We start from the raw sequence: 24,980 nt of genomic DNA, 5'->3' as shown, positions 1-24,980 counted from the left end.
GGGATGGAGCCAGGCGGGCGGTACGGGAACAGCGGCGCCCAACATGGTCCAGACCAATCCTCTTGTCAAGGGCTGCGGACCTTCCCCACCGCCGCGCGGGCGGCCGCCTCGTGCATCGCGAGCTCCAGCAGGACCGGGTCCGTCAGGGTCCCCTCGCCGTCCGGGAGCACCTCCCAGCGCACTCCCCGGGTCGCCCGGCCCGGGTACGGGACCACGATCCACGCCCCGCGCCCGGCCCCCCGTACGCCCGTGCCGATCCAGTGGGAGGCGGTGCCCGGGGGCACGAAGAAGCCCAGCCGCGACGCGCCGAAGCCGGCGAGCACCGGGCCGGTCCGGTCGGTGAGCGGATCCAGCACGTCGAGCGTGGCCCGCCCCAGCTCCCCCGGCAGGACCAGCACGTCCCAGAGCCGCCCCGCGGGCAGCAGGGCGACCCCGAGGGGGTCGCGCTCCCACTCCCGCCGGCAGGCACCGGGATCGGGCGCCGCCGATACCAGCCAGTCCACCGCGGCCTTTTCCCCCGGGGTCGTCATGCCCGGCCTCCGTTCCCTGTAGGTGAGGGGTTCTCACCACGCAGAGAGCGGGGCCGGGCACGGACATGACGCGGGTTTCCCCACCCCGTGTGGGTGAATCAGGTCACACGGGGAAGGGGGCGGTGCGCGCCGGGGCGCGCGGCCGGCTCAGCTGTCGAAGCCGAGACCGAACCGGTCCAGCGTCCTGAGCCACAGGTTCCGGTGCCCGCCCCGGGCGTCCGCGCGGGCCAGCGACCACTTGGTGAGCGCGATCCCGGTCCAGGCGAACGGCTCGGGCGGGAACGGCATCGGCTTGGACTTCACCATCTCCAGCCGGGTGCGCTCGGTGGAGAGCCCGTCGAGCAGGTCCAGCATCACGTCCGCGCCGAAGCGGGTGGCCCCCACGCCGAGGCCGGTGTACCCGGTCGCGTACGCCACCTTGCCGGAGTGCGCCGTGCCGAAGAAGGCGGAGAAGCGCGAGCAGGTGTCGATCGCGCCGCCCCACGCGTGGCTGAACTTCAGCCCCTCCAGCTGCGGGAAGGCGGTGAAGAAGTGCTCCGCGAGCCGGAGGTAGGTCTCGGGGCGGTGGTCGTACTCGGAGTCGAGCCTGCCGCGGTAGGGGTAGATCGCGTCGTAGCCGCCCCACAGGATGCGGTTGTCCCTGGTGATCCGGAAGTAGTGGAACTGGTTGGCGCTGTCGCCCAGGCCCTGCCGCCGCTTCCAGCCGATCGAGGCCAGCTGCGCCTCGTCCAGCGGCTCGCTCATCAGCGCGTAGTCGTAGACCGGGACGGTGAACGGCCGGATCCGCCGGACCAGCGACGGGAAGATGTTGGTGCCCAGGGCCACCCGGCGGGCGAGGATCGTGCCGTAGGGCGTCTGCACGGTCATCCCGCGCCCCGCCGGGGCGAGCTTCAGGCCGCGGGTGTTCTCATAGATCCGCACCCCGAGGTCCAGGCACGCCTGCTTCAGTCCCCAGGCAAGCTTCGCCGGATTGAGCATGGCGACGCCGTCGCGGTCCCAGAGGCCCGCGAGGAAGGTCGGGGAGTCGACCTCGGCGCGCACGGCGTCGCCGTCGAGCCATTCGGAGCCGCCGGCCAGGCCCAGGCGCCTGGCCTCCTCGTGGAGTTCGCGCAGCTCCTCGACCTGGTGCGGTTCGGTGGCGACGTCGATCTCGCCGGTCCGCTCGAAGTCGCAGTCGATGCCGTAGCGGGCGACGGCCTCCTCGATGGCGTCGAGGTTGCGGGCGCCCAGCTCCTCCAGCTTCGCCAGTTCGCCGGGCCAGCGGGCGAGCCCGTTGCTCAGGCCGTGGGTGAGGGAGGCCGCGCAGAAACCGCCGTTGCGGCCGGAGGCGGCCCAGCCCGCCTCCTTGCTCTCGATCAGTACGACATCCCGCTCGGGGTCGCGCTCCTTGGCGAGCAGCGCGGTCCACAGGCCGCTGTAGCCGGCGCCGATGACCAGCAGGTCGCAGCGCTCGTCCGAGGTGAGCGCCGGCTGCGGGGCGGGCTTGCCGGGGTCGTCCAGCCAGTACGAGACCGGCTTCGCTTCGGAAAGGGATTTCGCAACACTACGCATGGCGACTGGGGCCATGTCTTCCAACTCCCCACGGGAACTACGGAACTACTTCGGTTGTGCCTTCTTGCGGCGGTTGCCGACGAACTGGCCGGCGAGGACCACCAGCACCGCGATGACGAACATCGCCGTGCCGATGACGTTGATCTGCACGGGCGTACCGCGCTGGGCCGATCCCCACACGAACATGGGGAAGGTGACGGTGTTGCCCGAGTTGAAGTTGGTGATGATGAAGTCGTCGAACGAGAGCGCGAAGGAGAGCAGCGCACCCGCCGCGATACCCGGTGCCGCGATGGGCAGGGTCACCCGTACGAAGGTCTGCACCGGGCCCGCGTAGAGGTCCCGGGCGGCCTCCTCCAGCCGCGGGTCCATGGACAGGACGCGGGCCTTGACGGCGGCGACGACGAAGCTGAGGCAGAACATGATGTGGGCGATCAGGATCGTCCAGAAGCCCAGCTGGATGCCCATGTTGAGGAAGAGCGCGAGCAGCGAGGCCGCCATCACGATCTCCGGCATGGCCATGGGCAGGAAGATCAGCGAGTTGACCGCGCCGCGCGCCCTGAACCGGTAGCGCACCAGCGCGAAGGCTATGGCGGTGCCGAGGGCGGTCGCCGCGAGCGTGGACCACAGGGCGATCTGGAGCGAGAGCCCGAGGGACCCGCACAGGTCGGCGACGCCGCAGGGGTCCTGCCACGCGTCGAGTGAGAACTCCTGCCAGGCGTAGTTGAAGCGCCCGGAGGGGTTGTTGAAGGAGAAGACGGTGACGACGACGTTCGGCAGGATCATGTACGCGAGCGTGCCGAGGCCGGCGATCACGACCAGGTTGCGCCGCAGCCAGGTGAGGGGTGTGCGCATCAGACCAGGTCCTCCGTCCCCGCTCGGCGGATGTAGATGGTGACCATGATCAGCACGATGGCCATGAGAATGAAGGACAGCGCGGCCGCCGTCGGGTAGTCGAGGATCCGCAGGTACTGCGACTGGATGACGTTGCCGATCATCCGGGTGTCCGTGGAGCCGAGCAGCTCGGCGTTCACGTAGTCGCCGCTCGCCGGGATGAAGGTGAGCAGGGTCCCGGAGACCACGCCCGGCATGGAGAGCGGGAAGGTGACCTTCCGGAAGACCGTGGCGGGGCGGGCGTAGAGGTCCCCGGCCGCCTCGTGGAGGCGGGTGTCGATGCGCTCCAGCGAGGAGTACAGCGGCAGGATCATGAAGGGGAGGAAGTTGTACGTCAGGCCGCAGACGACCGCGAGCGGCGTGGCCAGTACCCGGTCGCCCTCGGTCATGCCGAGCCAGCTGGTGACGTCGAGGAAGCCGACCGCGTTGAGGGCGCCGACCACCGGGCCGCCGTCGGCCAGGATCGTCTTCCAGGCCAGCGTGCGGATCAGGAAGCTGGTGAAGAACGGCGCGATGACCAGGACCAGCAGCAGGTTGCGCCAGCGGCCCGCCTTGAAGGCGATCAGGTAGGCCAGCGGGTACCCGAGCAGCAGGCACAGCGCGGTGGCGGTGCCGGCGTAGAGCAGGGAGCGCAGGAACTGCGGCAGGTACTCGGTGAAGGCGTCCCAGTAGGTCCGGAAGTGCCAGGTGACCTCGAAGCCCTCTTCGAGGGAGCCGGTCTGCACCGAGGTGGAGGCCTGGTAGACCATCGGCAGCACGAAGAAGACCAGCAGCCACAGGATGCCGGGGAGCAGCAGCCAGTACGGGACCAGCCGCTTGCGCGTCGACGGCTTGTGGACCGGGGGTCCGGCGGGGGCGGGCGCCTGGGGCGGCGCGGCGGTGGCGGTCACGCGCTCTCCTCGACCGTCTCGATGCCCGCGTCGATGTCTTGATCGGCATCGAGCCCGAAGGTGTGCTCCGGGTTCCAGTGCAGGACCACCTCGGCGCCGGGGACCAGGCGGGCGTCGCGCTCGATGTTCTGGACGTAGACCTCCAGCTCGGGGCAGACCGGGCTGTCGACGACGAACTGGGTGGAGACCCCGATGAAGGAGGAGGCGGCTATCCGGCCGGTGATCCTGTTGCGGCCGGCCGCGACGGCCTGCTCCTCCTCGGCCGGGACCAGCGACACCTTCTCCGGGCGGACGCCGACGAGCAGCTTGCCGCCGGCCCGGGGCGTGGTCGAGCACCGGGCGGCGGGCAGCCGCAGGGTGGTGCCGGAGGCCGAGACGACGACCTCGGAGCCGGCGGACTCCACGGAGGCCTCGATGAGGTTGGAGGTGCCGAGGAAGTTCGCGACGAAGGTGGTCCGCGGGTTCTCGTACAGCTCGGCGGGGGCGCCCAGCTGCTCGACGCGGCCGCCGTTCATCACGGCGACCGTGTCGGCCATGGTCATGGCCTCCTCCTGGTCGTGCGTGACGTGCACGAAGGTGATGCCGACCTCCGTCTGGATCCGCTTGAGCTCCAGCTGCATCTGGCGGCGCAGCTTGAGGTCGAGGGCGCCGAGGGGCTCGTCGAGGAGCAGTACCTGAGGGTGGTTGATCAGGGCGCGGGCGACGGCGACGCGCTGCTGCTGGCCGCCGGAGAGCTGGTGCGGCTTGCGCTGGGCGAACTGGCCGAGCTGGACCAGCTCCAGCATCTCGTCGACCTGCTTCTTGACCGACTTGATGCCCCGGCGGCGCAGGCCGAAGGCGATGTTCTCGAAGATGCTCAGGTGCGGGAAGAGCGCGTAGCTCTGGAAGACCGTGTTGACCGGGCGCTTGTACGGCGGCAGGTGGGTGACCTCCCGGTCGCCGAGGTGGACCGTGCCGGTGGAGGGCTCCTCCAGGCCCGCGATCATGCGCAGGGTGGTGGTCTTGCCGCAGCCGGAGGCGCCGAGCAGGGCGAAGAAGGAGCCCTGGGGGACGGTGAGGTCCAGCGGGTGCACGGCGGTGAAGGTGCCGTAGTGCTTGCTGATCCCGGAGAGGCGGACGTCGCCGCCTTCGGTCTTGTCAGTCATGGAGAGGTCCCGGGGTTGGGTGGGCGAAGAGGTCAAGGGGGAGGCCGCCGCGGGGCGGCCGCCGGCGCACCGGGCCGGCGTCAGGCTCCGATGAGCTTGGCGAACTTCTCCTCGTACGCCGTCTCTTCCTCGCTGCTGAGGGAGCGGAAGGCGTGCGACTTGGCGGTCATCGCCTTGTCCGGGACGATCAGGGTGTTCTCCGCGAGCTCGGGATCGATCTTCGCGAGCTCTTCGCCCACGCCCTCGACGGGGCAGACGTAGCTGATGTAGGCGGCCAGCTGCGCGGCGACCGGGAGCTCGTAGTAGTAGTCGATGAGCCGTTCCGCGTTGGCCTTGTGCCGCGCCTTCGCGGGCACCAGCAGGTTGTCGCTGGAGGTGATGTAGCCGGCCGCGGGGATGGCGAACTTGATGTCCGGGTTGTCGGCCTGGAGCTGGATGACGTCGCCCGCCCAGGCGAGGCAGGCGGCGAGGTCGCCCTTGTCGAGGTCCGAGGTGTAGTCGTTGCCCGTGAAGCGCCGGATCTGGTTCTTGTCCACACCCTTCTGGAGCCGGCCGACCGCCTCGTCGAAGTCCGCGTCCGTGAAGGAGGCGGGGTTCTTGCCCTGGTCGAGCAGGGTCATGCCGACGCTGTCGCGCATCTCCGTCAGGAAGCCGACCCGGCCCTTGAGGGAGGGGTCGTCGAGCATCTGGGTGACGGAGTCGACCTTCCTGCCCTCCGTCGCCTTCTCGTTGTAGGCGATGACGGTGGATATGCCGGTCCAGGGGTAGCTGTACGCGCGGCCCGGGTCCCAGTCGGGGCTGCGGAACTGCGGGGAGAGGTTGGCGTAGGCGTGCGGCAGGTGCGCGGGGTCGAGCTTCTGGGCCCAGCCGAGGCGGATGATGCGCGCGGCGAGCCAGTCGGTGACGACGATCAGGTCGCGGCCGGTGTCCTGGCCTGCCGCGAGCTGCGGTTTGACCTTGCCGAAGAACTCGACGTTGTCGTTGATGTCCTCGGTGTACTCGACCTTGATCCCGGTCCGCTTGGTGAACTCCTCCAGCGTGGGACGGGACTTCTCGTCCTCACTGGTGTCCATGTACTCGGTCCAGTTGGAGAAGTTGATCTCCTTCTCCCGGTCCGAGTGGTCGTCGGAGGCCGCGGCCGTGCCGCCCTCCCGCTTGGCGGGAGGGATGCCGCACCCGGCGAGGGTGGACAGGCCTCCGAGGGTGAGCGCTCCGACTCCGGAGGCGCGCAGCAGCGAGCGGCGGGTGAGGGCGCCGCGCCCGCTGGTGAGGCTGCGCCGCATCGCGGCGAGTTGCGCCGCGGAGAGGCGGTCGGGCTCGAACTGCTCCATGCGCTGTGGCCTTTCGGGAGGTGTGCCGCTGGTCAGGCGGTGATCGGCTATCTGTCCCCGAAGATCGTGCGGTGCCAGTCCTTCGCGGCCACCGCGGTGTTGTCGTACATCACGTGCTTGATCTGCGTGTACTCCTCGAAGGAGTAGGCGGACATGTCCTTTCCGAAGCCGCTGGCCTTGTAGCCCCCGTGGGGCATCTCGCTGATGATCGGGATGTGGTCGTTGACCCACACGCAGCCCGCCTTGATCTCGCGGGTGGCACGGTTCGCCCGGTAGAGGCCGCGGCTCCAGGCGGAGGCGGCGAGCCCGTACGGGGTGTCGTTGGACAGCGCGATCCCCTCGTCGTCGCTGTCGAAGGGCAGCACCACGAGGACGGGGCCGAAGATCTCCGACTGGACCACCTCGCTGTCCTGGGCGGCCCCGGTGATGAGGGTGGGCCGGTAGTACGCCCCGTCGGCGAGCTCGCCGCCCGGGGTCTCGCCGCCGGTGACGACGGTGGCGTAGCGGCGGGCGCGCTCGACGAAGCCGGCGACGCGGTCGCGCTGGGCGTGCGAGACGAGCGGGCCGAGGTCGGTGCCGGGCGCGAAGGGGTCGCCCAGGCGGACGGTCTCCATCAGCTCGGCGACCCGGGCGACGAAGGCGTCGTGCAGGGGCCGCTGTACGTAGGCGCGGGTCGCCGCGGTGCAGTCCTGGCCGGTGTTGATCAGGGAGGCGGCGACGGCGCCGTGCGCGGCGGCCTCCAGGTCGGCGTCGTCGAAGACGAGGAAGGGTGCCTTGCCGCCGAGCTCCAGGTGCAGGCGCTTCACGGTGGCGGTGGCGATCTCCGCGACCCGCTTGCCGACGGCGGTGGAGCCGGTGAAGGAGGTCATCACCACGTCGGGGTGACCCACCAGGTGCTCTCCGGCGTCACGGCCGGCACCGGTGACGATGTTGATCACGCCGTCGGGCAGGCCCGCCTCCTTGGCCGCCTGCGCGAACATCAGGGAGGTCAGCGGGGTGAGCTCGGCGGGCTTGAGCACGATGGTGTTGCCCGCCGCGATCGCCGGGAGGATCTTCCAGGCGGCCATCTGCAGCGGGTAGTTCCAGGGGGCGATGGAGCCGACGACCCCGATGGCCTCGCGGCGCACGTACGAGGTGTGGTCGCCCGAGTACTCCGCGGCGGCCTGCCCCTGGAGGTGCCGTGCGGCGCCCGCGAAGAAGGCGGTGTTGTCGATGGTGCCCGGTACGTCGAACTCCGTGGACAGCTTGATCGGCTTGCCGCACTGGAGGGACTCGGCGTACGCGAAGTCCTCGGCCTGCTCGGCCAGTACGGCGGCCAGCCGGTGCAGGGCGTCCGAACGCTCCCCGGGGGTGGCAGCGGACCAGGCCGGGAAGGCGCGCCGGGCAGCCGCGACGGCCTCGTCGACGTCCGCGGTGCCCGCCAGCTCGTAGGTCAGGACCTCCTCGCCGGTGGCCGGGTCGACCACGGTGTGTGACCGTCCGGAGGTTCCGGCCCGGAGCTGCCCGTCGATGTACTGCGCGCCCTCTGCGAAGCGGTCCTTGACCTGGAAGCGGTTGCCCATCACGCTCTCACGCTCTCCGTAGCTACAGTTCGAGTTACAGCTCGAATTGAGTGCCGATCCTGACAGAGGCGATGCCCTCGGCCAAGTGATTCCGTTGTTGCCTTTTGATTACGCGACGGAATCGGTCGACCATGTGTCGAGGCACGCCGAAAATCCCGTACGAAGTGTCAGTGGCGGGTGTCAGACTCGCGTGCATGGAGATGATCGACGACCTGATCAAGCAGGTCAGCCGCGGTGAGCGGGTGAAGTACCTGCCGTTCTGGGGGCACCGGCCGCAGCCCGACGGCAGGCTCGGGCCGAGCTGCCTGAGCCAGTGGTGGCCCTCCGCCTTCACTGTCGGTGACGTCCGTTATGCGACGGCCGAGCACTGGATGATGGCCGGGAAGGCCCGGCTGTTCGCGGACCCCGAGGCCGAGCGCGCCGCGGTGGCGGCGAAGAGCCCGGCCGAGGCGAAGAAGATCGGCCGGCTCGTGCGCGGCTTCGACAACGCGACATGGGAGCGGGAGCGCTTCGCCCTGGTCGTGGAGGGCAGCGTGCACAAGTTCGGCTCGGACCCGGCGCTGCGGTCCTACCTGCTGGGCACCGGGGAGCGGGTGCTGGTGGAGGCGAGCCCGATGGACCGGATCTGGGGCATCGGGCTGGCGGCCGACGACGAGCGCGCCCTGGACCCGGCGCGTTGGCGCGGGCTGAACCTGCTGGGTTTCGCCCTGATGGAGGCCCGTTCGCGGCTGCGCGAAGGCGGCGAGGCCGCTGACGGCGGGGACGGTCCGGGCCGGGCGTAATTGGCTGGCGGAGCCGGAAGGGCGCCGCCTAACGTGTTCCTCGTCCAGGTGCGAAGGCGAGACCTACTTCGACTCCAGATCGGGTGGCCGCGGGTTCGAGTCCCGTCACCGGCTTCAGGCCGGTGTAGCTCAGTCGGTAGAGCACCATGTGGTTTCGCCGGCCTTGTTCTCTGGACACCTACGTCACGCACCTCCCGGTGCGCAGGCTGCGGCTCCTTCTTTTGCAGAGAAACCCAGGCCGCCGCCACCTTGATCTCGGGAGGCGCGTGGGGGATGCCCGGTGCGAAGGCGACGGTTACTTCTTCCCATCAGCGGGTCGCGGGTTCAAGTCCCGCCCGGCTCAGGCCGGTAGCTCAGAAGATGAGAGCAGCTGACACAAGTCCGCCGCCGACTCCCGATCTCGGGCATCCCCCACGCAACGCCTCCCCCGCTTCCATCGAATTCGGGGGGATTCTCATGGCTCGCTTCAACCTGCGCGCGCTCGTCAAGTCGGCGCCGACCGCGCCCACTTCTCCGGTGCGCTCCACCGCAAGGGCCCGCACCGCCGAGGGCGGCCCGGGCCGTCTGCGCGACCCACGCTCCGAACTGTTCCTGCTGGCCGTCGCCAACTTCGTGACGCAGCGAACCGCCTACGAGAGCGGCGAGGCGCGCGACGACCGCTTCGCCGCGCTCGTGCGCACCCTCGCCGTCGAGGATCCCGCGTGGACGGCCGGCCTGCTGGGCTGGCTGCGCCAGGACGCCAACATGCGCACCGCCTCCCTCGTCGGCGCCGCGGAGTACGTCAAGGCACGGCTCGACGCCGGCGTCACCGACGGCCCGTCGAACCGCCGGGTCGTGGACTCCGTGCTGCGGCGCGCCGACGAGCCCGGTGAGCTGCTGGCCTACTGGACGGCCACGTACGGGCGGAACGTGCCCAAGCCCGTCAAGCGCGGGATCGCCGACGCCGTGCGCCGGCTCTACTCCGGCACCTCGCTGCTGAAGTACGACACCGACTCCAGGGCCTACCGCTTCGGTGATGTCCTCAACCTCGTGCACGCCTCCCCCGACCCGGACAGGCCCTGGCAGGGCGAGCTGTTCCGCTACGCCCTGGACCGCAGGCACAACCCGCAGAGCGCGCAGGTCCCCGCGGGCAACCGCACCCTCGCGGCGCACCGGGCGCTGATGGAGCTGCCGGTCCCGGAGCGGCGCGGTGTGGTGCTCGCCCCGGACGGCGCGGAGCGGCTCGCCGCTGCGGGCATGACCTGGGAGGCGCTGGCCGGCTGGCTGCAGGGGCCGCTGGACGCGGCCGCCTGGGAGGCGGTCATCCCGTCCATGGGGACGATGGCGCTGCTGCGCAACCTGCGCAACTTCGACGAGGCCGGGGTCTCGGACGCGGTGGCCGCGCAGGTCGCGGCGAAGATCTCCGACCCGGAGGTCGTCGCCCGGTCCCGGCAGTTCCCCTTCCGCTACCTGGCCGCGTACCAGCACGCGCCCTCGCTGCGCTGGGCGTACCCGCTGGAGCAGGCGCTCGGCCACTCGCTGGCGAACGTACCGGCGCTGCCCGGCCGCACGCTGGTCCTCGTCGACCGCTCCGGTTCGATGTGGTCCCCGCTGTCGGACCGCTCCCGGCTCAACCGGGCCGATGCCGCGGCCGTCTTCGGGGCGGCGCTGGCGCTGCGGGCGGAGCGGGCCGACCTCGTGCAGTTCGGCACGACCAGCGAGGCGGTCCCCTGCAGCCGGGGCGAGTCCGTGCTGAAGGTGCTCGAACGGTTCGGGGACCTCGGGGGCACCTACACGGCCCAGGCCGTCAAGAAGCACTACCGGGACCACGACCGGGTGCTGATCGTGACGGACGAGCAGGCCGCGTCCTACGGCTACAGCGGGGATCCGGCGGAGCTCGTGCCGCCCGAGGTGCCCGTGTACACCTGGAACCTGGCCGGCTACCGGGTGGGGCACGCGCCCTCCGGCACCGCGAACCGGCACACCTTCGGCGGGCTCACGGACGCGGCGTTCCGGATGGTGTCGCTGATCGAGGCCGGCCGGAACGCCGACTGGCCGTGGCTTCAGACCCGTTCGTGAAGCCGTGAGTCCGAATACGGGCTCTCGTGGCGCGGGCGGTCGTCCCCGTCGGCGTCGAGGAACGGGGCGGCGAACATGGCGACCAGCATCAGCAGGCCCAGCACGATGCCGGTCGCGCCCAGGATGATGCCGGCCAGGGCCACCCCGCCGTTGTCGGCCTCGCCGCGGTTGGCCTTGCCCTTGCCCAGGGCGCCGAAGACGACGGCGCCGATCCCGAGGGCGACCGCTATGAAGCTGGTGATGCAGCCGACCACGGCGAGGATGCCGAGGACGAGCGAGGTGACGCCGAAGCCGTTGCTGGGCCGGCGCCCGTACGGCGGATACCCGCCGGGGAACGGATATCCCTGCTGGGCGGGGTACCCGGGATACCCGGGGTATCCGGCATCGCCCGGGTATCCGTAGCCGGGCTGCGCCGTCGGATAGCCGTACGCCGCCGAGGCCGGTCCGGCCGCGGGCGGCACGGGCGTCGGCGGCACGGGCGTGGCGGCGCCCGGCGCGGACCCTGTCGGCGCGGCGGGAGTCGCCTGGTCCCCCGGTGTCCCGGCGAGCGTCGGCTGGTCGTGCACGGACGCCGGACCCGACACGCCCGGCGTTCCCGGCGCCCCCTGCGTGGTGCCCAGGTGCACCGCCGGCCGCTCCGGCGGCGCCCACGGGTCCCGCGGCTCGGAACTGCTGTCGGTCATACGGAGCCCCCCTCTCGTACAGCCATGCTAAGCGCTGCCACCGACAGTCACGGCCGTGCCTACGATGAGGACGACCCGCCCGCACCCCGTCATCCGGAGGCACCCCCATGACCGACCTGCACCCCTTCATCGCGGGGCTGCCCAAGGCCGAACTCCACGTCCACCACGTCGGCTCCGCCTCCCCGCGCATCGTGGCCGAGCTCGCGGCCCGGCACCCCGACTCCAAGGTCCCCACCGACCCCGAGGCCCTCGCCGACTACTTCACCTTCACGGACTTCGCCCATTTCATCGAGGTCTACCTGTCGGTCGTCGACCTCGTCCGCACCCCCGAGGACGTTCGGCTGCTGACCTTCGAGGTCGCCCGTGACATGGCCCGGCAGAACATCCGCTACGCCGAGCTGACCATCACGCCGTACTCCTCCACCCGCCGCGGTATCGACGAGAAGGCCTTCATGGAGGCCATCGAGGACGCCCGCAAGGCCGCCGAGAAGGAACTCGGCGTCATCCTGCGCTGGTGCTTCGACATCCCCGGCGAGGCCGGCCTGGAGGCCGCTGCCGAGACCGCGCGGCTCGCCGTGGACCTGCGCCCCGAGGGCCTGGTCTCCTTCGGCCTGGGCGGGCCCGAGATCGGCGTCCCGCGCCCGCAGTTCAAGCCGTACTTCGACGCCGCCCGGGCCGCCGGCCTGCGCAGTGTCCCGCACGCGGGCGAGACCACGGGTCCGGAGACCGTCTGGGACGCCATCCGCGAGCTGGGCGCCGAGCGCATCGGCCACGGCACGAGCTCCGTCCAGGACCCGGAGCTGCTCGCGTACCTCGCCGAGCACCGCATCGCGCTGGAGGTCTGCCCGACCTCGAACATCGCCACCCGCGCGGTGACCGACCTCGACCGGCACCCGGTCAAGGAGATGGTCGCGGCGGGCGTGCTCGTCACCATCAACAGCGACGACCCGCCGATGTTCGGCTCCGACCTCAACAACGAGTACGCGGTGGCCGCCCGCCTCCTCGACCTCGACGAGCGCGGGCTCGCACAGCTCGCGAAGAACGCCGTCGAGGCCTCCTTCCTGGACCCGGACGGCAAGGCGAAGCTCAACGCGGAGATCGACACGTACACCGAGCAATGGCTCGCGCGCTGAACTCCCCCCGAGAATGGGGGCATGCGCACCCTGACAGCCGTCGGCCACCGCGGCGATCCCTACCGTGTCCGTGAGAACACCCTGCCCTCGATCCGCTCCGCCTTCGCCCGCGGGGCAGACGCGGTCGAGGTCGACGTGCGGCTGACCCGTGACGGGGTGCCGGTCCTCCTCCACGACGAGTCGCTGCAGCGGCTGTGGAACCACGACGTGCGGCTCGACGAGATTTCGGCCGCACAGCTGAAGGAGCTGACGCACGGCGCCGTTCCCACGTTGCGGGACGCGCTGATGGAGCCCGGGGACGGCCGGCTGATGCTCGACCTCCCGGGTGCCACGCCGGAGGCGGTCGGCACCGTCGTGGGCCTGGTCCGGGAGTGCGGCGCCCGCGAGCGTACGTTCTACTGCGCGGGACCGGGCTCGATGCTGGCGCTCCGCGCGGCCGATCCCGGCGCGGAGATCGCGCTGACCTGGACCACGCTGTCACCGCCCCGGCGGGTCCTGATCGACGCGGTGGCGCCCCGCTGGCTCAACTACCGCTTCGGGCTGGTGAGCCGGGAGCTGGTGGACGCGCTGCACCGGGACGGCCTGCTGGTGTCGGCGTGGACCGCCGACACCAGGCGGACGATGAAGGGGCTCATGGCGGCGGGGGTCGACGCGATCACCACGAACCGGGTCGACGCGCTGACGGCCGTACGGGCCGGGTTCGGCCGGTGATACCCGCGCTGGGCCGTCCGGTCCGGCGGCTGCGCGGGGCCCGTCCCTGGGTCGTGGACCTGGGGCTGACCGTGCTGGTGCAGCTGGCCGTCACGATGCCGTTCGTGCTGCCGCGGGAGCCCGGGCTGCCCCCGGTGACCTGGGCCTCGTACGCGGTCACCACGCTGGGAGTGCTGCCGCTGGTGTGGCGCCGGCGCCGGCCCGTGCTGGTCCTGGCGGCGATCCTGCTGATCGGCGGCGGGTACAAGGTGGCGATGGACGGGCCCGGCCAGCCGCTGCCCTACGCCGGGCTGATGGCCTTCTACACGGTCGCGCTGCAGTGTCCCGGCCGGGTGCGGGCGGTGGTCGGCGCGGGATCGGTGGTGGTCGTCGCCGCGTCCGCGGGGCTGGGGACGGGAACGGCCAGGGAGCTGTCCTTCACCCTGTTCTGCGCGGGCGCGGCCTACGCTCTGGGCCGGCTGCAGTTCACCCGGCAGGCCTACACCGCGGCCGTCGAGGACCGGGCGGAGCAGCTGGAGCGGGCCAACCGCATCGAGGCGGAACAGGCCGTGGCCCGGGAGCGGGCCCGGATCGCGCGGGAGATGCACGACATCCTCTCGCACGCCGTCAGCATCATGATCGTGCAGGCGGAGGCCGGTCCGGTGGCGGTGCGGCGGGCGCCGGAGCGGGCCGAGGCGGCCTTCGAGGCGATCTCGGAGACCGGCCGGGAGGCGATGGCGCAGCTGCGCACGATGCTGGGGGTGCTCCGCGAGGCGGACGGCCCGGCGCCGCGCGAGCCGCAGCCCGGGGTGGCGGCGCTGCCGGCCCTGCTGGAACGGGTGCGGCGGGGCGGGCCGGAGATCGCGTACGAGGAGACGGGCGAGGTCGGGGGGCTGCCGCCGGCGGTGGACACCGCCGCGTACCGCATCGTGCAGGAGGCGCTGACGAACGTGGTGAAGCACGCGCGGGCCCGGCGGGTGGGCGTACGGCTGCACCACGGGGACCGGGAGCTGGAGATCACCGTGACGGACGACGGGCGGGGACCGGCGGGCGGTGCCGGAAGTGGCGGCGGAAGCGGTGGCGGAATCGGCGGCGGGCACGGGCTGATCGGGATCAGGGAGCGGGCGGCCGCCCACGGCGGGACGGCACGGTGCGGTCCGCGGCACGACGGCTCCGGGTTCGAGGTACGGGCGGTGCTTGTAACCTCGCCGCTGGAGGTGGGGAGTTGACGATCCGTGTGGTGGTGGCCGACGACCAGGAGCTGGTGCGCAGCGGGTTCGCGATGATCCTCGACGCCCAGGAGGACATCGAGGTGGTGGCGGAGGCCGGGGACGGCGCGGCGGCGGTCGCGGCCGTGGAGCGGCTGCTCCCGGACGTGGCGCTGCTGGACGTCCGGATGCCGGTGCTGGACGGGATCGAGGCGTGCCGGGCGATCTCGGCGGGCGGTGCGTGCCGGACGGTGATGCTGACGACTTTCGACTCTGACGAGTATGTGTACGAAGCGCTGCACGCGGGGGCGAGCGGGTTCCTGCTGAAGGACGTGCGGCGGGACGACCTGGTGCACGCGGTACGGGTGGTGGCGGCGGGCGAGTCCCTGCTGGCGCCCTCGGTGGCGCGCCGGCTGATCGAGGAGTACACGGCGGCGACGGTACGGGCGCCCGCGCTTCCCGCGGAGCGGCTGGAGGTGCTGACCGCGCGGGAGCGGGAGACGCTGCTGCACCTGGGGCGGGGGCTGTCGAACGCGGAGATCGCGGTGGCGCTGGTGGTGAGCGAGCACACGGTGAAGTCGCATGTGGGGAACGTGCTGGCCAAGCTGGGGCTGCGGGACCGGATCCAGGCGGTGATCTGCGCGTACGAGACGGGTCTGATCGCGGCGGGCACTCCCTCCGGGGAGTGAGGGGACGGCGTGTCGCCTCCCTCGCGCCGGTGAGTTGTCGTACCGGTGAAGACCCCTCTCATCGGTGATCCGCAACCACCCCTGTGAGCAGGAGCATTGAGGTCATCGGGGCGGAGGTCCCCGAGTGATCGCAGGGGAGCACACCGTCATGAACGCAAGGATGCGCACACTGGTCGCCGCGGCACTGGTCGTCGGGATCGCGTCGGGACCGGCCGTCGCCCACGCGGCGTCGCCGCCGGGCTCCGTCTCTTCGGAGTGGATGGCACCGTCCGTTTCGACGCCGTCCGTGTCGACGCCGTCGGTGTCGACGCCGCCGAACGCGGCGGCGCTGGAGGCGGCGATCGCCGGGCTCGGTCCGCAGCACCGGGACGCGACGGCCGCGCTGGTCCGGGTGGGCGGCACGGCCGGCCGCTGGCAGGGCAGTTCGGGGGTGGCGGACATCCGCACGGGGCGCGATGCCGTCGAGCAGGGCCGGTTCCGGGCGGGGTCGGTGACCAAGGTGTTCACGGCGGCGGTCGTCCTGCAGCTGGCGGCGGAGGGCCGGGTGGATCTCGACATGCCGGTCCGGCGCCATCTGCCCGGGACCGTGCCCGACCGCTACGGGGCGGTCACGGTGCGGCAGTTGCTGAACCACACCAGCGGCATTCCGGCGGCCGACGGTCCCGGTGACTCCTTCGAGGCGCAGTGGGAGCACCGGTTCGAGGTGACCGATCCGCATGCGCAGATCGCCGACGCGGTCGCGAAGGAGCGGGAGTTCGCGCCCGGCACCGCCCAGCACTACCTGAACATCAACTACACGCTGCTCGGTGTACTGATCGAGAAGGTGACGGGCATGCGGTACGAGGAGGCCGTCGGCGCGCGGATCCTGAAGCCGCTGGGGCTGCACGGGACATCGTTCCCGGGGCGGACCGGGACGAGGATCCATGGCCCGCACAACCGGGGGTACCAGGCGATACCGCGGGCGGACGGCTCGCGCGAGCTGCGTGACGTGACCGAGTGGAACTCCTCGGACCGGTGGGCGGCGGGCGACATCATCTCGACGACGGCGGACCTGGAGCGGTTCACCGTGGCCCTCTTCGGCGGCAGGGTGGTGCCCGAGGACCGGCTGGAGGAGATGTTCACCGTGCCGGACGTGCCGGACCGGGTGAGCGGCAAGCCGGCGGTGATGACGGCGGGTCTGTCCAGGATCGTCCTGCCGGACGGCACGGTGGCCTGGGGCAAGACGGGTGGGCGGCACGGCTACAACACCGCGATCGGGGCCACCCGGGACCTCTCCCGCACCCTCGTCTACTCGGTGAACGCCACCGACGCCAAGGGCCAGGACATGAACGGGGTGGCCCTCGGCATCGTCATGGCGGCCTTCACGAAGTAGTGGCGGCCTCGGTCTCCAGCCGCTTGATCATGCGGCGCAGGATCAGCAGGGGGATCACCCCGAAGACGCCGAACGAGATGTCGATGATGCTCCACCAGAAGGGGATGCCGCGGATGGGGCCGCAGATCAGTGCCAGGGGGACCACTCCGGCGCAGGCGATCATGCCGGCTTCGATGATCCAGATGTTGCGGACGGGGTCGCGGTACACGCCGTAGAAGAAGACGGCGATCACGAGGTGGGCGAAGGCGAGCCAGTCGGTTCCGTAGAGGAGGAAGGGGTATTCGGCATCGGCCCGGTCCAGCCCGTCGCCCACCCGTCGCAGCCATATGTTGTCGATCAGGGCGTTGGCCCAGCGGAGCTCGCTGACCAGCGGGAAAGCTGTGAGGCCGCTGAGGACCAGGCATACGACGAAGAGGATCAACCAGGCACGGATCCGCCGCTCAAGGGCGCTTCTCTCGCTCATGGAAGGAAGCCTACGCCGATTTCTGAACACGTTCAGCCAAAGGACTGAACGCGTTCAGTTCCGTGTCCGGACCGTGATCAGAGGCCGACGACGGTCTCGGCGAGTTCGGCGGTCTCCTTGTCCTCGGAGGCAGCCAGGACCTCCCGGGCGGCGGGTACGGGACAGACGTAGTCCGCCCGCCCCTCCTCGGGAACGAAGGCGGGGGAAGGCGAGTTGAGGCATGGCCACAGCCTCGGCGAACGCGGAAGGGGCGGACCATGGACATGTCGTCCACTGCCCGCCCCTTCGGGGCCCTGCTGTGATCGATGCGGCCGATCAGCCGTCGAGCGAGGTCATCACGTGCTTGATGCGCGTGTAGTCCTCGAAGCCGTAGGCGGACAGGTCCTTGCCGTAGCCGGACTTCTTGAAGCCGCCGTGCGGCATCTCGGCGACGAGCGGGATGTGGGTGTTGATCCACACGCAGCCGAAGTCGAGGTTCTTGGACATGCGCATCGCGCGGCCGTGGTCCTTGGTCCAGACGGAGGAGGCGAGGGCGAACTCGACGCCGTTCGCGTACTCCAGGGCCTGGGCCTCGTCCGTGAAGGACTGGACGGTGATGACGGGGCCGAAGACCTCGTTCTGGATGATCTCGTCGTCCTGCTTGAGGCCGGAGACCACGGTCGGGGCGTAGAAGTAGCCCTTCTCGCCGACCCGGTGGCCGCCTGCCTCGACCTTGGCGTGGGCGGGGAGCCGCTCGATGAAGCCGGCGACCTGCCCCAGCTGGTTCGGGTTGTTCAGCGGGCCGTAGAGCACGTCCTCGTCGTCCGGCGCGCCGGTCTTGGTGTCGGCGGCGGCCTTGGCGAGCGCGGCCACGAACTCGTCGTGGATCGACTCGTGCACCAGCACGCGGGTGGCGGCGGTGCAGTCCTGGCCTGCGTTGAAGTAGCCGGCGACCGCGATGTCCTCGACGGCCTTCGGGATGTCGGCGTCCTCGAAGACGACGACCGGGGCCTTGCCGCCGAGCTCCAGGTGGACGCGCTTGACGTCCTTGGAGGCGCTCTCGGCTACCTGCATGCCCGCGCGCACCGAGCCGGTGATGGAGGCCATCGCCGGAGTCGAGTGCTCGACCATCGCCTTGCCGGTCTCGCGGTCGCCGCAGACGACGTTGAAGACGCCCTTGGGCAGGACCGAGTCGATGATCTCCGCCATCAGGACGGTGGAGGCCGGGGTGGTGTCGGAGGGCTTGAGCACGACCGTGTTGCCCGCCGCGATGGCCGGGGCGAACTTCCACACAGCCATCATCATCGGGTAGTTCCACGGCGCGACCTGGGCGCAGACGCCGACCGGCTCACGACGGATGATCGAGGTCATCCCGTCCATGTACTCACCGGCCGAGCGGCCCTCGAGCAGACGCGCCGCACCCGCGAAGAAGCGGATCTGGTCCACCATCGGCGGCAGCTCCTCGCTGGCCGTGAGGCCCAGCGGCTTGCCGGTGTTCTCCGACTCGGCGGCGACGAGCTCGTCCGCGCGCGCCTCGAAGGCGTCCGCGATCTTCAGCAGCGCCTTCTGGCGCTCGGCGGGGGTGGTGTCGCGCCAGCCCGGGAACGCGGCCGCGGCGGCGGCCATGGCGGCGTCGACATCGGCCTGGCCCGAGAGCGGGGCCGTCGCGTACACCTCGCCGGTGGCCGGGTTGACCACCTCGGTGGTGCGCCCGTCGGCGGCGTCCTTGAACTCCCCGCCGATGTAGTTGCGCAGACGACGCAGTTCGGTGGTCACTACAGCCACACTCCTGATCACATGTCCAACGATTGAGACGAACACCAAGCCTAGCCCCTTGGCAGAGGCTTTCGACAGGCCCGAAGGGCACCACCTACGAAATCAGTGAGATCCGAGTCGCCAAACAACGGATTTCATTGATTCCGTCTTGCGGAACAGACGACTCCTCGTGCACAGTGGGCTCGTGGTCAGTCGAAGCGCAGATTCCAGGAACAGACAACCGTCCCCTTCGGTCGATGCTGTGTCCCTGGCGATCATCGAGCAACTGCAGGAGGACGGTCGCCGTCCCTATGCATCGATCGGCAAGGCCGTCGGCCTGTCGGAGGCGGCTGTGCGCCAACGCGTGCAGAAGCTGCTCGACCAGGGCGTCATGCAGATCGTCGCCGTCACCGACCCGCTCACCGTGGGCCTGCGCCGTCAGGCCATGGTCGGCATCAACGTCGAGGGCGACCTCGACCCGGTGGCGGACGCACTGACCGCGATGGCCGAGTGCGAGTACGTGGTGATGACCGCCGGCTCGTTCGACCTGATGGTGGAAATCGTCTGCGAGGACGACGACCACCTGCTGGAAACGATCAACAAGAAGATCCGCACGCTCCCCGGCGTGCGATCTACCGAAAGCTTCGTTTACCTGAAGCTGAAGAAGCAGACCTACATGTGGGGAACCCGATAATCGTGACCCAGGACCTCTCCAAGACCGCGTACGACCACTTGTGGATGCACTTCACCCGCATGTCGTCCTACGAGAACTCCCCCGTCCCCACCATCGTCCGCGGTGAGGGCACGTACATCTTCGACGACAAGGGCAAGCGCTACCTCGACGGTCTCGCCGGCCTGTTCGTGGTCAACGCCGGTCACGGCCGCAAGGAACTGGCCGAGGTCGCCTACAAGCAGGCGCAGGAGCTGGCCTTCTTCCCTGTCTGGTCCTACGCCCACCCGATGGCCGTGGAGCTCGCCGAGCGCCTGGCGAACTACGCCCCGGGCGACCTGAACAAGGTCTTCTTCACCACCGGCGGCGGCGAGGCCGTCGAGACCGCCTGGAAGCTCGCCAAGCAGTTCTACAAGCTGCAGGGCAAGCCCACGAAGTACAAGGTCATCTCGCGTGCGGTCGCCTACCACGGCACCCCGCAGGGCGCCCTGTCCATCACGGGCCTGCCGGCCCTCAAGGCTCCCTTCGAGCCGCTGGTGCCCGGTGCGCACAAGGTGCCGAACACCAACATCTACCGCGCCCCGATCTACGGCGACGACCCCGAGGCCTTCGGCCGCTGGTGCGCCGACCAGATCGAGCAGCAGATCCTCTTCGAGGGCGCCGACACCGTCGCCGCCGTCTTCCTGGAGCCCGTGCAGAACGCCGGTGGCTGCTTCCCGCCGCCGCCCGGCTATTTCCAGCGGGTCCGCGAGATCTGCGACGAGTACGACGTGCTCCTCGTCTCCGACGAGACGATCTGCGCCTTCGGCCGCCTCGGCACGATGTTCGCCTGTGACAAGTTCGGCTACGTGCCGGACATGATCACCTGCGCCAAGGGCATGACCTCGGGCTACTCCCCGATCGGCGCCTGCATCGTCTCGGACCGCATCGCGGAGCCGTTCTACAAGGGCGACAACACCTTCCTGCACGGCTACACCTTCGGCGGACACCCCGTGTCCTCCGCGGTGGCCCTCGCCAACCTCGACATCTTCGACAAGGAGGGCCTCAACCAGCACGTGCTGGACAACGAGAGCGCCTTCCTCCAGACGCTGCAGAAGCTCCACGACCTGCCGATCGTCGGCGACGTCCGCGGAAACGGCTACTTCTACGGCATCGAGCTCGTCAAGGACAAGGTCACCAAGGAGTCCTTCACGGACGAGGAGACCGAGCGCGTGCTCTACGGCTTCCTCTCCAAGGCGCTCTTCGAGAACGGCCTGTACTGCCGGGCCGACGACCGCGGTGACCCGGTCATCCAGCTCGCCCCGCCGCTGACCGCGGACCAGGGCACCTTCGACGAGATCGAGGGCATCCTGCGCTCCGTGCTCACCGAGGCGTGGACCAAGCTGTGACCGGGCTGTAAACAGTCCGAGGCAGCAATCGTCCGAACACACGGCCCGGATCCTCCGTTCGAGTGAGAACGCGGGGGTCCGGGCCGTGTGCTGTCGGCATCCAAGCGGTTCATCTCTTTACATCTCAGTGCGGCGCCAGTGACCGGAAGGGCTCCGTTTCGTTCCCTCGGACGGAGGTGTACGCCATGGTGGTCCCACCGGAGAATGCCCCGCCGGACAACGACGTGCTCTGGGCACGGTCCCTTCACTACGCGCACGACGGTGCCCCCGCCCTCGTCGACGTCTCCCTCGGAGTCCGCCAGGGCGAGATCCTGGCCCTGACCGGGCCCCGCGGCAGCGGCAAGACCACTCTGCTCCGCTGCCTGTCGGGGCAGCTGCGCCCCACCGAGGGCGAGGTCTGGTTCAACAGCGTCCCCGTGCACACCATGGGCGACCTGTCCCGCGAGCGGCTGCGCCGCGACCGCTTCGGCTGGATCGGCCCCGAACCGCAGCTCCTGCCCGAGCTGAAGGCCTGGGAGAACGCCGCGCTGCCACTGCTCCTCGCCGGCGCCTCCCACCGCGCCGCCAAGCACACCGCCTGCGAATGGCTCGACCGCCTCGACATCGGCTCCTTCGCCCGCAAGCGCCCCGCGTCCCTGACCCGCGCCGAGTGCCAGCGCGTCGCCCTGGCCCGGGCCCTGGTCACCGTCCCCTCGGTGATCTACGCCGACGAGCCCACGGCCCCGCTGCACCGGGCCGACCGGGCCCTGCTGCTGCGGACGCTGACCACCGCGGCCCGCTCGCACGAGATCACCGTGCTGCTGGCCACCGACGACGAGGCCACCGCGGCCGTCGCGGACCGCCACCTGACCCTCGTCGACGGCCGGCTCGCGGGGACCGGCGCCGTCTCCCCGCTCCCCGACACCCCGGAGGGCCAGGCCGCGTGCTCGCTCTCCGCCTAGGCCGCGGCTCCCGGCCCCTCGTCCAGATGCGGCGGCTGCTCGTCGCCGCCGCCTCGGCCGGGACCGGGTTCCTGCTGCTGTACGTACTCGCCGGAGCCGTGGCCCGGCCCGCCGGATCGTTCCCTCGCCTGCTGTGGGCACTGGTCCCGCTGGCCGCGACGGTCCACCTCGCCGTCGCCGTCGCCCGCGCCGACCCCGCGACCCGCCCCCGCGAGGGGCTGGACGCCGCCGGGCTGGGACCCGTACGCCTGGCCCTGGTCGCCGCGATCTCCACGGCCGTCGCCTGCACCCTGGGCAGCGCCCTGGCCCTGGCGGTCTTCCTCCACCTGCGCGGGGACCTCTCCGGCCTGCCGTTCGACGGCTCCGGCGCCCGGCTGCTCCACGCCGAGCAGCCGCTGCCCGTGGCGGCCGCCCTGACCCTGCTGGCCCTCGTACCGCTGACCGCGTCGGCCGCCACCGTCCTCGCGCTGCGACCGCACCGGCCGCTGGCTCCGCAGACCGCCCTGCCCTGGGGGATCTCGCTGACCGCCTGCGGGCTCGCCACCGAGGCCTACGCCGGCCGGGGCGGCGGCGTCCTCGCCGGCTGGACGCTGACCGCCGTCGGGCTCGCCCTCGCCGGACCGGGCCTGGCCTACGCCTGCGGGACCCTGGTCCAGGCCGTGCGCCCGGGCGCCCTGCGGCTGCTGGCCGGACGGTCCCTGCAGGCGCAGGCCTCCCGGATCGGGCCGTCGCTGGGCGTGCTGTGCTCCGTCGCCGCCGGGGCCCTGACCGCACTGGCCCTGCGCGACCGGGGCGGGCTGCACGTACCGCTCGGTCCGCTGGCCTGGCCGGCCGCCGCCCTCGTGGCCCTGTGCGCCGCCGCGACCCTTCTCACATCCGCCATGGAGAGCCGCCGCACCGGGGCCGCCGGCCGCGGGGCGATGCTCGATCTGGCCGCTCCCGCAAAGGTCCTGCGTACGGCGGCGGGTCTGCGGGCCACCGCGCTCGTGGCCGTGTGCGTACCGCTCAGCTGGGGTGTGGCACAGCTGACGTCGCTGGCGCTGACCCGCTGAGGTGCCCAGCCCTTAGGGTGGGCCGAATGGTCAACGCAGACATCGAGATCGAGACGCTCGCCGAATTCGACCAGGTCGTGGCACGCGGCTCACTCAGCGGCTACCGGATCCAGTCGGTCAACCTGCTGGAGCGGACCTTCGCCCTGCTGGCCGCCGACACCTCGGCGGCCGTCTTCCTGGGCTGCGCGATGGAGCCCGATGCCTCGGCGAAGGTGCGGGCGGACGGCGCGCTGGTCTTCCCGCCCGTCCCCGACCTGCCCTTCAACCCCTACCGGGGGCTGCTCTACACGCCGGAGGAGCTCTTCGAGGGGCTGTCCGGCGGCTACGAGGCCACCCCGGACGCCGAGACGTACGCCTGGTTCCGGGAGACCGGGGCCGACCGCGACGTCTTCTCGTCGATGCTGCGCTCCGTCCACGACGACGCGATCTCCGACGCCCTCGACGAGCACCTCGCCACGGCCCGCGTGGTGGGCGTGATGGGCGGCCACGCCATGTCCCGGGGCAGCGCGGACTACCGCGGTGCGGCGGAACTCGGCCGGGTCCTGACCCGGTCGGGGCTGACCGTGGCCACGGGCGGCGGCCCCGGCGCGATGGAGGCAGCCAACCTCGGCGCCTACCTGGCGCCCGCCCCCGACGAGGCCCTCGCCGAGGCCCTGGAACTGCTGGCCAAGGCCCCGTCCTTCGAGCCGTCGGTGTCCGACTGGGCGCGCGCGGCCTTCGCCGTACGGGACCGCTGGCCCGGCGGCGGGGACTCCGTCGGCATCCCCACCTGGTTCTACGGTCACGAACCGCCGAACGCCTTCGCCGCGCACATCGCGAAGTACTTCGCCAACGCCATCCGGGAGGACGGGCTCCTGGCCCGGTCCACCGCGGGCGTGGTGTACCTGCCCGGCGCGGCCGGCACCGTCCAGGAGATATTCGACAACGCGACGCCCAACTACTACGGATCCCGGGGCGAGCCCGCGCCGATGGTCCTGGTCGGCCGCACCCACTGGACCGAGCACCTCCCGGCCTGGCCCCTGCTCAGGGCGCTGGCCCGGGGCCGGGCGATGGAGTCGCGGATCGCGCTCGTCGACGCGGTGGACGAGGTCCCCGGCGTGCTCGCTTCGATGAGCTGAGCTCCGGAGGCAACTTCCGGGCCGATTCCCACGTCTGGCAGAGGTACCGCAAAACCTGCCAGACGTGAACGGAGCCCATCGGTGCTCATAGGCCTGCTGACCGCTGTCGCGGCATCCATCTGCTACGGCACGGGATCCGTGCTGCAAGCCGTCGGATCGCGCCGCGCCGCCCGGATGTCCCCGGCTGCGGCCGGGGTGACCGCCCACGGCGGCCCGAACCTGGCGTCCACCGCGAAGGCGGCGATGACGTGGGAGTTCATCGTCGGCACGATCCTGGACTTCGTCGGCTTCGGGCTCGGTGCCCTGGCCGCCCGCCTCCTTCCCCTCTTCCTCTCCCAGACGGTCATCAGCGCCAACCTGGTGATCACGGCCGTGCTGAGTGTGAAGATGCTCGGCATCAGGCTGACCCGCAAGGAATGGGCCTCCATCGGTGTCGTCTGCACCGCGCTCGTCCTGCTGGCGACGGCGGCCGGCCACGAGGGCGGCCACCACGCTCCGATGTCCACCCACTGGTGGCTGCTGGGGATCACCGCGCTGCTGATGGTCGGCGGCACCGTGGCCGTCCGCCTCCTCGGCGGCGGGGCCGCGATCCTGGCGGGTCTGCTGTCCGGTCTGGGCTTCGGCGCGCTCGGCGTCGGCGTGCGGATCCTGGACGGCGTCGACCCGTTCGACCTCGGCACCCTGCTCACCGACCCGGCCCTCTACGCCATCCTGCTGGCCGGCTTCGGCGGGATGTACCTGCACACCGTCGCCCTGCAGATCGGCTCGGTCAACGGTGCCACCGCGGCCCTCGTCGTCGGCGAGACGGTGCTCCCCGGCGCGATCGGCGTGCTCTGGCTCGGCGACGCGTCCCGCCCGGGACTGGCCTGGCTGGCGGTCGTCGGTTTCGTCATGGCGGTGACCGGCGCGGTGGCGGTCGCCTGGTACGGCAAGCACGAGGGCGCGGAGGAGGAAGCACCCGCGCCGGTACCCGAGCCGGTCGGCTGACGGCCCGGCCGGCCGGGCCGGGGCGTACCGGCTCCCTCACCCGGTCGGCCGTCCCCCGCTGGTGACGCGGCGACGGCTGTCGCTTGCTGGACCGGGGGAGAGAGCGAGGGGC

The 24,980-nt window shown here is 71.2% G+C and carries 23 protein-coding genes; 13 read left to right on the top strand and 10 right to left on the bottom strand.

The window, feature by feature from the left end; all coding sequences use genetic code 11:
- Positions 1-65: 65 nt before the first annotated feature.
- The 7 genes from NRK68_RS25015 to NRK68_RS24985 all read right to left on the bottom strand — a co-directional run bounded on the left by NRK68_RS25015 (position 66) and on the right by NRK68_RS24985 (position 7,900).
- Positions 66-530, bottom strand: coding sequence for a hypothetical protein (locus NRK68_RS25015; RefSeq protein WP_257856776.1), 465 nt, complete (start codon positions 528-530; stop codon positions 66-68).
- 147 nt (positions 531-677) lie between these two features.
- The gene (locus tag NRK68_RS25010; protein ID WP_183068661.1) at positions 678-2,096 is read right to left on the bottom strand and encodes an NAD(P)/FAD-dependent oxidoreductase; all 1,419 of its coding nucleotides are present in this window, start codon (positions 2,094-2,096) and stop codon (positions 678-680) included.
- A 30-nt stretch (positions 2,097-2,126) separates the two neighbouring features.
- Positions 2,127-2,933, bottom strand: a complete 807-nt coding sequence (locus NRK68_RS25005) for an ABC transporter permease (protein ID WP_183068660.1) — start codon at positions 2,931-2,933, stop codon at positions 2,127-2,129.
- On the bottom strand, positions 2,933-3,862 hold the full coding sequence (locus tag NRK68_RS25000; RefSeq protein WP_183068659.1) for an ABC transporter permease: 930 nt from the start codon (positions 3,860-3,862) through the stop codon (positions 2,933-2,935). Before NRK68_RS25000 ends, NRK68_RS25005 begins: the two co-directional genes overlap by 1 nt.
- A complete protein-coding gene (locus NRK68_RS24995) occupies positions 3,859-5,007 on the bottom strand; it encodes an ABC transporter ATP-binding protein (RefSeq protein WP_183068658.1) in 1,149 nt (382 codons plus the stop codon). Before NRK68_RS24995 ends, NRK68_RS25000 begins: the two co-directional genes overlap by 4 nt.
- An 80-nt stretch (positions 5,008-5,087) precedes the next feature.
- On the bottom strand, positions 5,088-6,338 hold the full coding sequence (locus NRK68_RS24990) for a polyamine ABC transporter substrate-binding protein (protein ID WP_183068657.1): 1,251 nt from the start codon (positions 6,336-6,338) through the stop codon (positions 5,088-5,090).
- Between the two features lie 47 nt (positions 6,339-6,385).
- Complete coding sequence (locus tag NRK68_RS24985; protein ID WP_257857923.1) at positions 6,386-7,900, bottom strand: gamma-aminobutyraldehyde dehydrogenase; 1,515 nt, start codon at positions 7,898-7,900, stop codon at positions 6,386-6,388.
- Positions 7,901-8,094: 194 nt separating this feature from the next.
- On the opposite strand from NRK68_RS24985, the gene ybiA reads away from it, so the two are divergent.
- Both ybiA and NRK68_RS24975 read left to right on the top strand, forming a co-directional pair.
- The gene (gene ybiA, locus NRK68_RS24980; RefSeq protein WP_183068656.1) at positions 8,095-8,682 is read left to right on the top strand and encodes a riboflavin biosynthesis intermediates N-glycosidase; all 588 of its coding nucleotides are present in this window, start codon (positions 8,095-8,097) and stop codon (positions 8,680-8,682) included.
- Between the two features lie 456 nt (positions 8,683-9,138).
- Complete coding sequence (locus NRK68_RS24975; RefSeq protein WP_257856771.1) at positions 9,139-10,740, top strand: TROVE domain-containing protein; 1,602 nt, start codon at positions 9,139-9,141, stop codon at positions 10,738-10,740.
- Here the strand turns inward: NRK68_RS24975 and NRK68_RS24970 are convergent.
- Positions 10,725-11,423, bottom strand: a complete 699-nt coding sequence (locus NRK68_RS24970) for a DUF4190 domain-containing protein (protein WP_183068654.1) — start codon at positions 11,421-11,423, stop codon at positions 10,725-10,727. The genes NRK68_RS24975 and NRK68_RS24970 overlap by 16 nt on opposite strands.
- 107 nt (positions 11,424-11,530) lie before the next feature.
- On the opposite strand from NRK68_RS24970, the gene NRK68_RS24965 reads away from it, so the two are divergent.
- The 5 genes from NRK68_RS24965 to NRK68_RS24945 all read left to right on the top strand — a co-directional run bounded on the left by NRK68_RS24965 (position 11,531) and on the right by NRK68_RS24945 (position 16,515).
- Entirely contained in the window at positions 11,531-12,556 is a 1,026-nt protein-coding gene (locus NRK68_RS24965) for an adenosine deaminase (RefSeq protein WP_183068653.1), read from the top strand.
- 21 nt (positions 12,557-12,577) lie between these two features.
- Entirely contained in the window at positions 12,578-13,267 is a 690-nt protein-coding gene (locus NRK68_RS24960; RefSeq protein ID WP_183068652.1) for a glycerophosphodiester phosphodiesterase, read from the top strand.
- Positions 13,264-14,475, top strand: coding sequence for a sensor histidine kinase (locus tag NRK68_RS24955; RefSeq protein WP_373023645.1), 1,212 nt, complete (start codon positions 13,264-13,266; stop codon positions 14,473-14,475). Before NRK68_RS24960 ends, NRK68_RS24955 begins: the two co-directional genes overlap by 4 nt.
- A complete protein-coding gene (locus NRK68_RS24950) occupies positions 14,472-15,143 on the top strand; it encodes a response regulator (protein ID WP_183068651.1) in 672 nt (223 codons plus the stop codon). Before NRK68_RS24955 ends, NRK68_RS24950 begins: the two co-directional genes overlap by 4 nt.
- Before the next feature lie 148 nt (positions 15,144-15,291).
- Positions 15,292-16,515, top strand: coding sequence for a serine hydrolase domain-containing protein (locus NRK68_RS24945; protein WP_257856770.1), 1,224 nt, complete (start codon positions 15,292-15,294; stop codon positions 16,513-16,515).
- Here the strand turns inward: NRK68_RS24945 and NRK68_RS24940 are convergent.
- Together NRK68_RS24940 and NRK68_RS24935 are read right to left on the bottom strand one after the other, a co-directional pair.
- Positions 16,505-16,978, bottom strand: coding sequence for a hypothetical protein (locus NRK68_RS24940; RefSeq protein ID WP_257856769.1), 474 nt, complete (start codon positions 16,976-16,978; stop codon positions 16,505-16,507). The genes NRK68_RS24945 and NRK68_RS24940 overlap by 11 nt on opposite strands.
- Positions 16,979-17,293: 315 nt before the next feature.
- Complete coding sequence (locus tag NRK68_RS24935; RefSeq protein WP_183068649.1) at positions 17,294-18,733, bottom strand: gamma-aminobutyraldehyde dehydrogenase; 1,440 nt, start codon at positions 18,731-18,733, stop codon at positions 17,294-17,296.
- A gap of 169 nt (positions 18,734-18,902) precedes the next feature.
- On the opposite strand from NRK68_RS24935, the gene NRK68_RS24930 reads away from it, so the two are divergent.
- The 6 genes from NRK68_RS24930 to NRK68_RS24905 all read left to right on the top strand — a co-directional run bounded on the left by NRK68_RS24930 (position 18,903) and on the right by NRK68_RS24905 (position 24,868).
- On the top strand, positions 18,903-19,406 hold the full coding sequence (locus NRK68_RS24930; RefSeq protein ID WP_030651035.1) for an Lrp/AsnC family transcriptional regulator: 504 nt from the start codon (positions 18,903-18,905) through the stop codon (positions 19,404-19,406).
- Entirely contained in the window at positions 19,391-20,770 is a 1,380-nt protein-coding gene (locus NRK68_RS24925; RefSeq protein ID WP_257856768.1) for an aspartate aminotransferase family protein, read from the top strand. Before NRK68_RS24930 ends, NRK68_RS24925 begins: the two co-directional genes overlap by 16 nt.
- A gap of 185 nt (positions 20,771-20,955) precedes the next feature.
- A complete protein-coding gene (locus NRK68_RS24920) occupies positions 20,956-21,711 on the top strand; it encodes an ABC transporter ATP-binding protein (protein WP_183068647.1) in 756 nt (251 codons plus the stop codon).
- Positions 21,693-22,763, top strand: coding sequence for a hypothetical protein (locus NRK68_RS24915; RefSeq protein ID WP_257856767.1), 1,071 nt, complete (start codon positions 21,693-21,695; stop codon positions 22,761-22,763). The genes NRK68_RS24920 and NRK68_RS24915 overlap by 19 nt, the downstream gene beginning before the upstream one ends.
- A 26-nt stretch (positions 22,764-22,789) precedes the next feature.
- Positions 22,790-23,881: an LOG family protein gene (locus NRK68_RS24910; protein ID WP_183068645.1), complete on the top strand. Its 1,092-nt coding sequence runs from the start codon at positions 22,790-22,792 to the stop codon at positions 23,879-23,881.
- Between the two features lie 81 nt (positions 23,882-23,962).
- On the top strand, positions 23,963-24,868 hold the full coding sequence (locus NRK68_RS24905) for a DMT family protein (protein WP_183068644.1): 906 nt from the start codon (positions 23,963-23,965) through the stop codon (positions 24,866-24,868).
- The last annotated feature ends 112 nt before the right edge of the window (positions 24,869-24,980 follow it).

It is taken from the genome of Streptomyces yangpuensis (assembly GCF_024666385.1).
Lineage (GTDB): Bacteria > Actinomycetota > Actinomycetes > Streptomycetales > Streptomycetaceae > Streptomyces > Streptomyces yangpuensis.
Note: the sequence above shows the minus strand (reverse complement) of the source record. Positions and strands in the feature narration are given on the sequence as shown.

Excerpts from the sequence above, each read along its gene's own strand:
- NRK68_RS24960 (WP_183068652.1), top strand. The coding sequence starts at position 12,578 with ATGCGCACCCTGACAGCCGTCGGCCACCGCGGCGATCCCTACCGTGTC.
- NRK68_RS24965 (WP_183068653.1), top strand. The coding sequence starts at position 11,531 with ATGACCGACCTGCACCCCTTCATCGCGGGGCTGCCCAAGGCCGAACTC.
- NRK68_RS24910 (WP_183068645.1), top strand. The coding sequence starts at position 22,790 with ATGGTCAACGCAGACATCGAGATCGAGACGCTCGCCGAATTCGACCAG.
- NRK68_RS24975 (WP_257856771.1), top strand. The coding sequence starts at position 9,139 with ATGGCTCGCTTCAACCTGCGCGCGCTCGTCAAGTCGGCGCCGACCGCG.
- NRK68_RS25010 (WP_183068661.1), bottom strand. The coding sequence starts at position 2,096 with ATGGCCCCAGTCGCCATGCGTAGTGTTGCGAAATCCCTTTCCGAAGCG.
- NRK68_RS24920 (WP_183068647.1), top strand. The coding sequence starts at position 20,956 with ATGGTGGTCCCACCGGAGAATGCCCCGCCGGACAACGACGTGCTCTGG.
- NRK68_RS24990 (WP_183068657.1), bottom strand. The coding sequence starts at position 6,338 with ATGGAGCAGTTCGAGCCCGACCGCCTCTCCGCGGCGCAACTCGCCGCG.
- NRK68_RS25015 (WP_257856776.1), bottom strand. The coding sequence starts at position 530 with ATGACGACCCCGGGGGAAAAGGCCGCGGTGGACTGGCTGGTATCGGCG.
- NRK68_RS24995 (WP_183068658.1), bottom strand. The coding sequence starts at position 5,007 with ATGACTGACAAGACCGAAGGCGGCGACGTCCGCCTCTCCGGGATCAGC.
- NRK68_RS25005 (WP_183068660.1), bottom strand. The coding sequence starts at position 2,933 with ATGCGCACACCCCTCACCTGGCTGCGGCGCAACCTGGTCGTGATCGCC.
- NRK68_RS24985 (WP_257857923.1), bottom strand. The coding sequence starts at position 7,900 with ATGGGCAACCGCTTCCAGGTCAAGGACCGCTTCGCAGAGGGCGCGCAG.
- NRK68_RS24945 (WP_257856770.1), top strand. The coding sequence starts at position 15,292 with ATGAACGCAAGGATGCGCACACTGGTCGCCGCGGCACTGGTCGTCGGG.
- NRK68_RS24970 (WP_183068654.1), bottom strand. The coding sequence starts at position 11,423 with ATGACCGACAGCAGTTCCGAGCCGCGGGACCCGTGGGCGCCGCCGGAG.
- NRK68_RS24940 (WP_257856769.1), bottom strand. The coding sequence starts at position 16,978 with ATGAGCGAGAGAAGCGCCCTTGAGCGGCGGATCCGTGCCTGGTTGATC.
- ybiA (WP_183068656.1), top strand. The coding sequence starts at position 8,095 with ATGGAGATGATCGACGACCTGATCAAGCAGGTCAGCCGCGGTGAGCGG.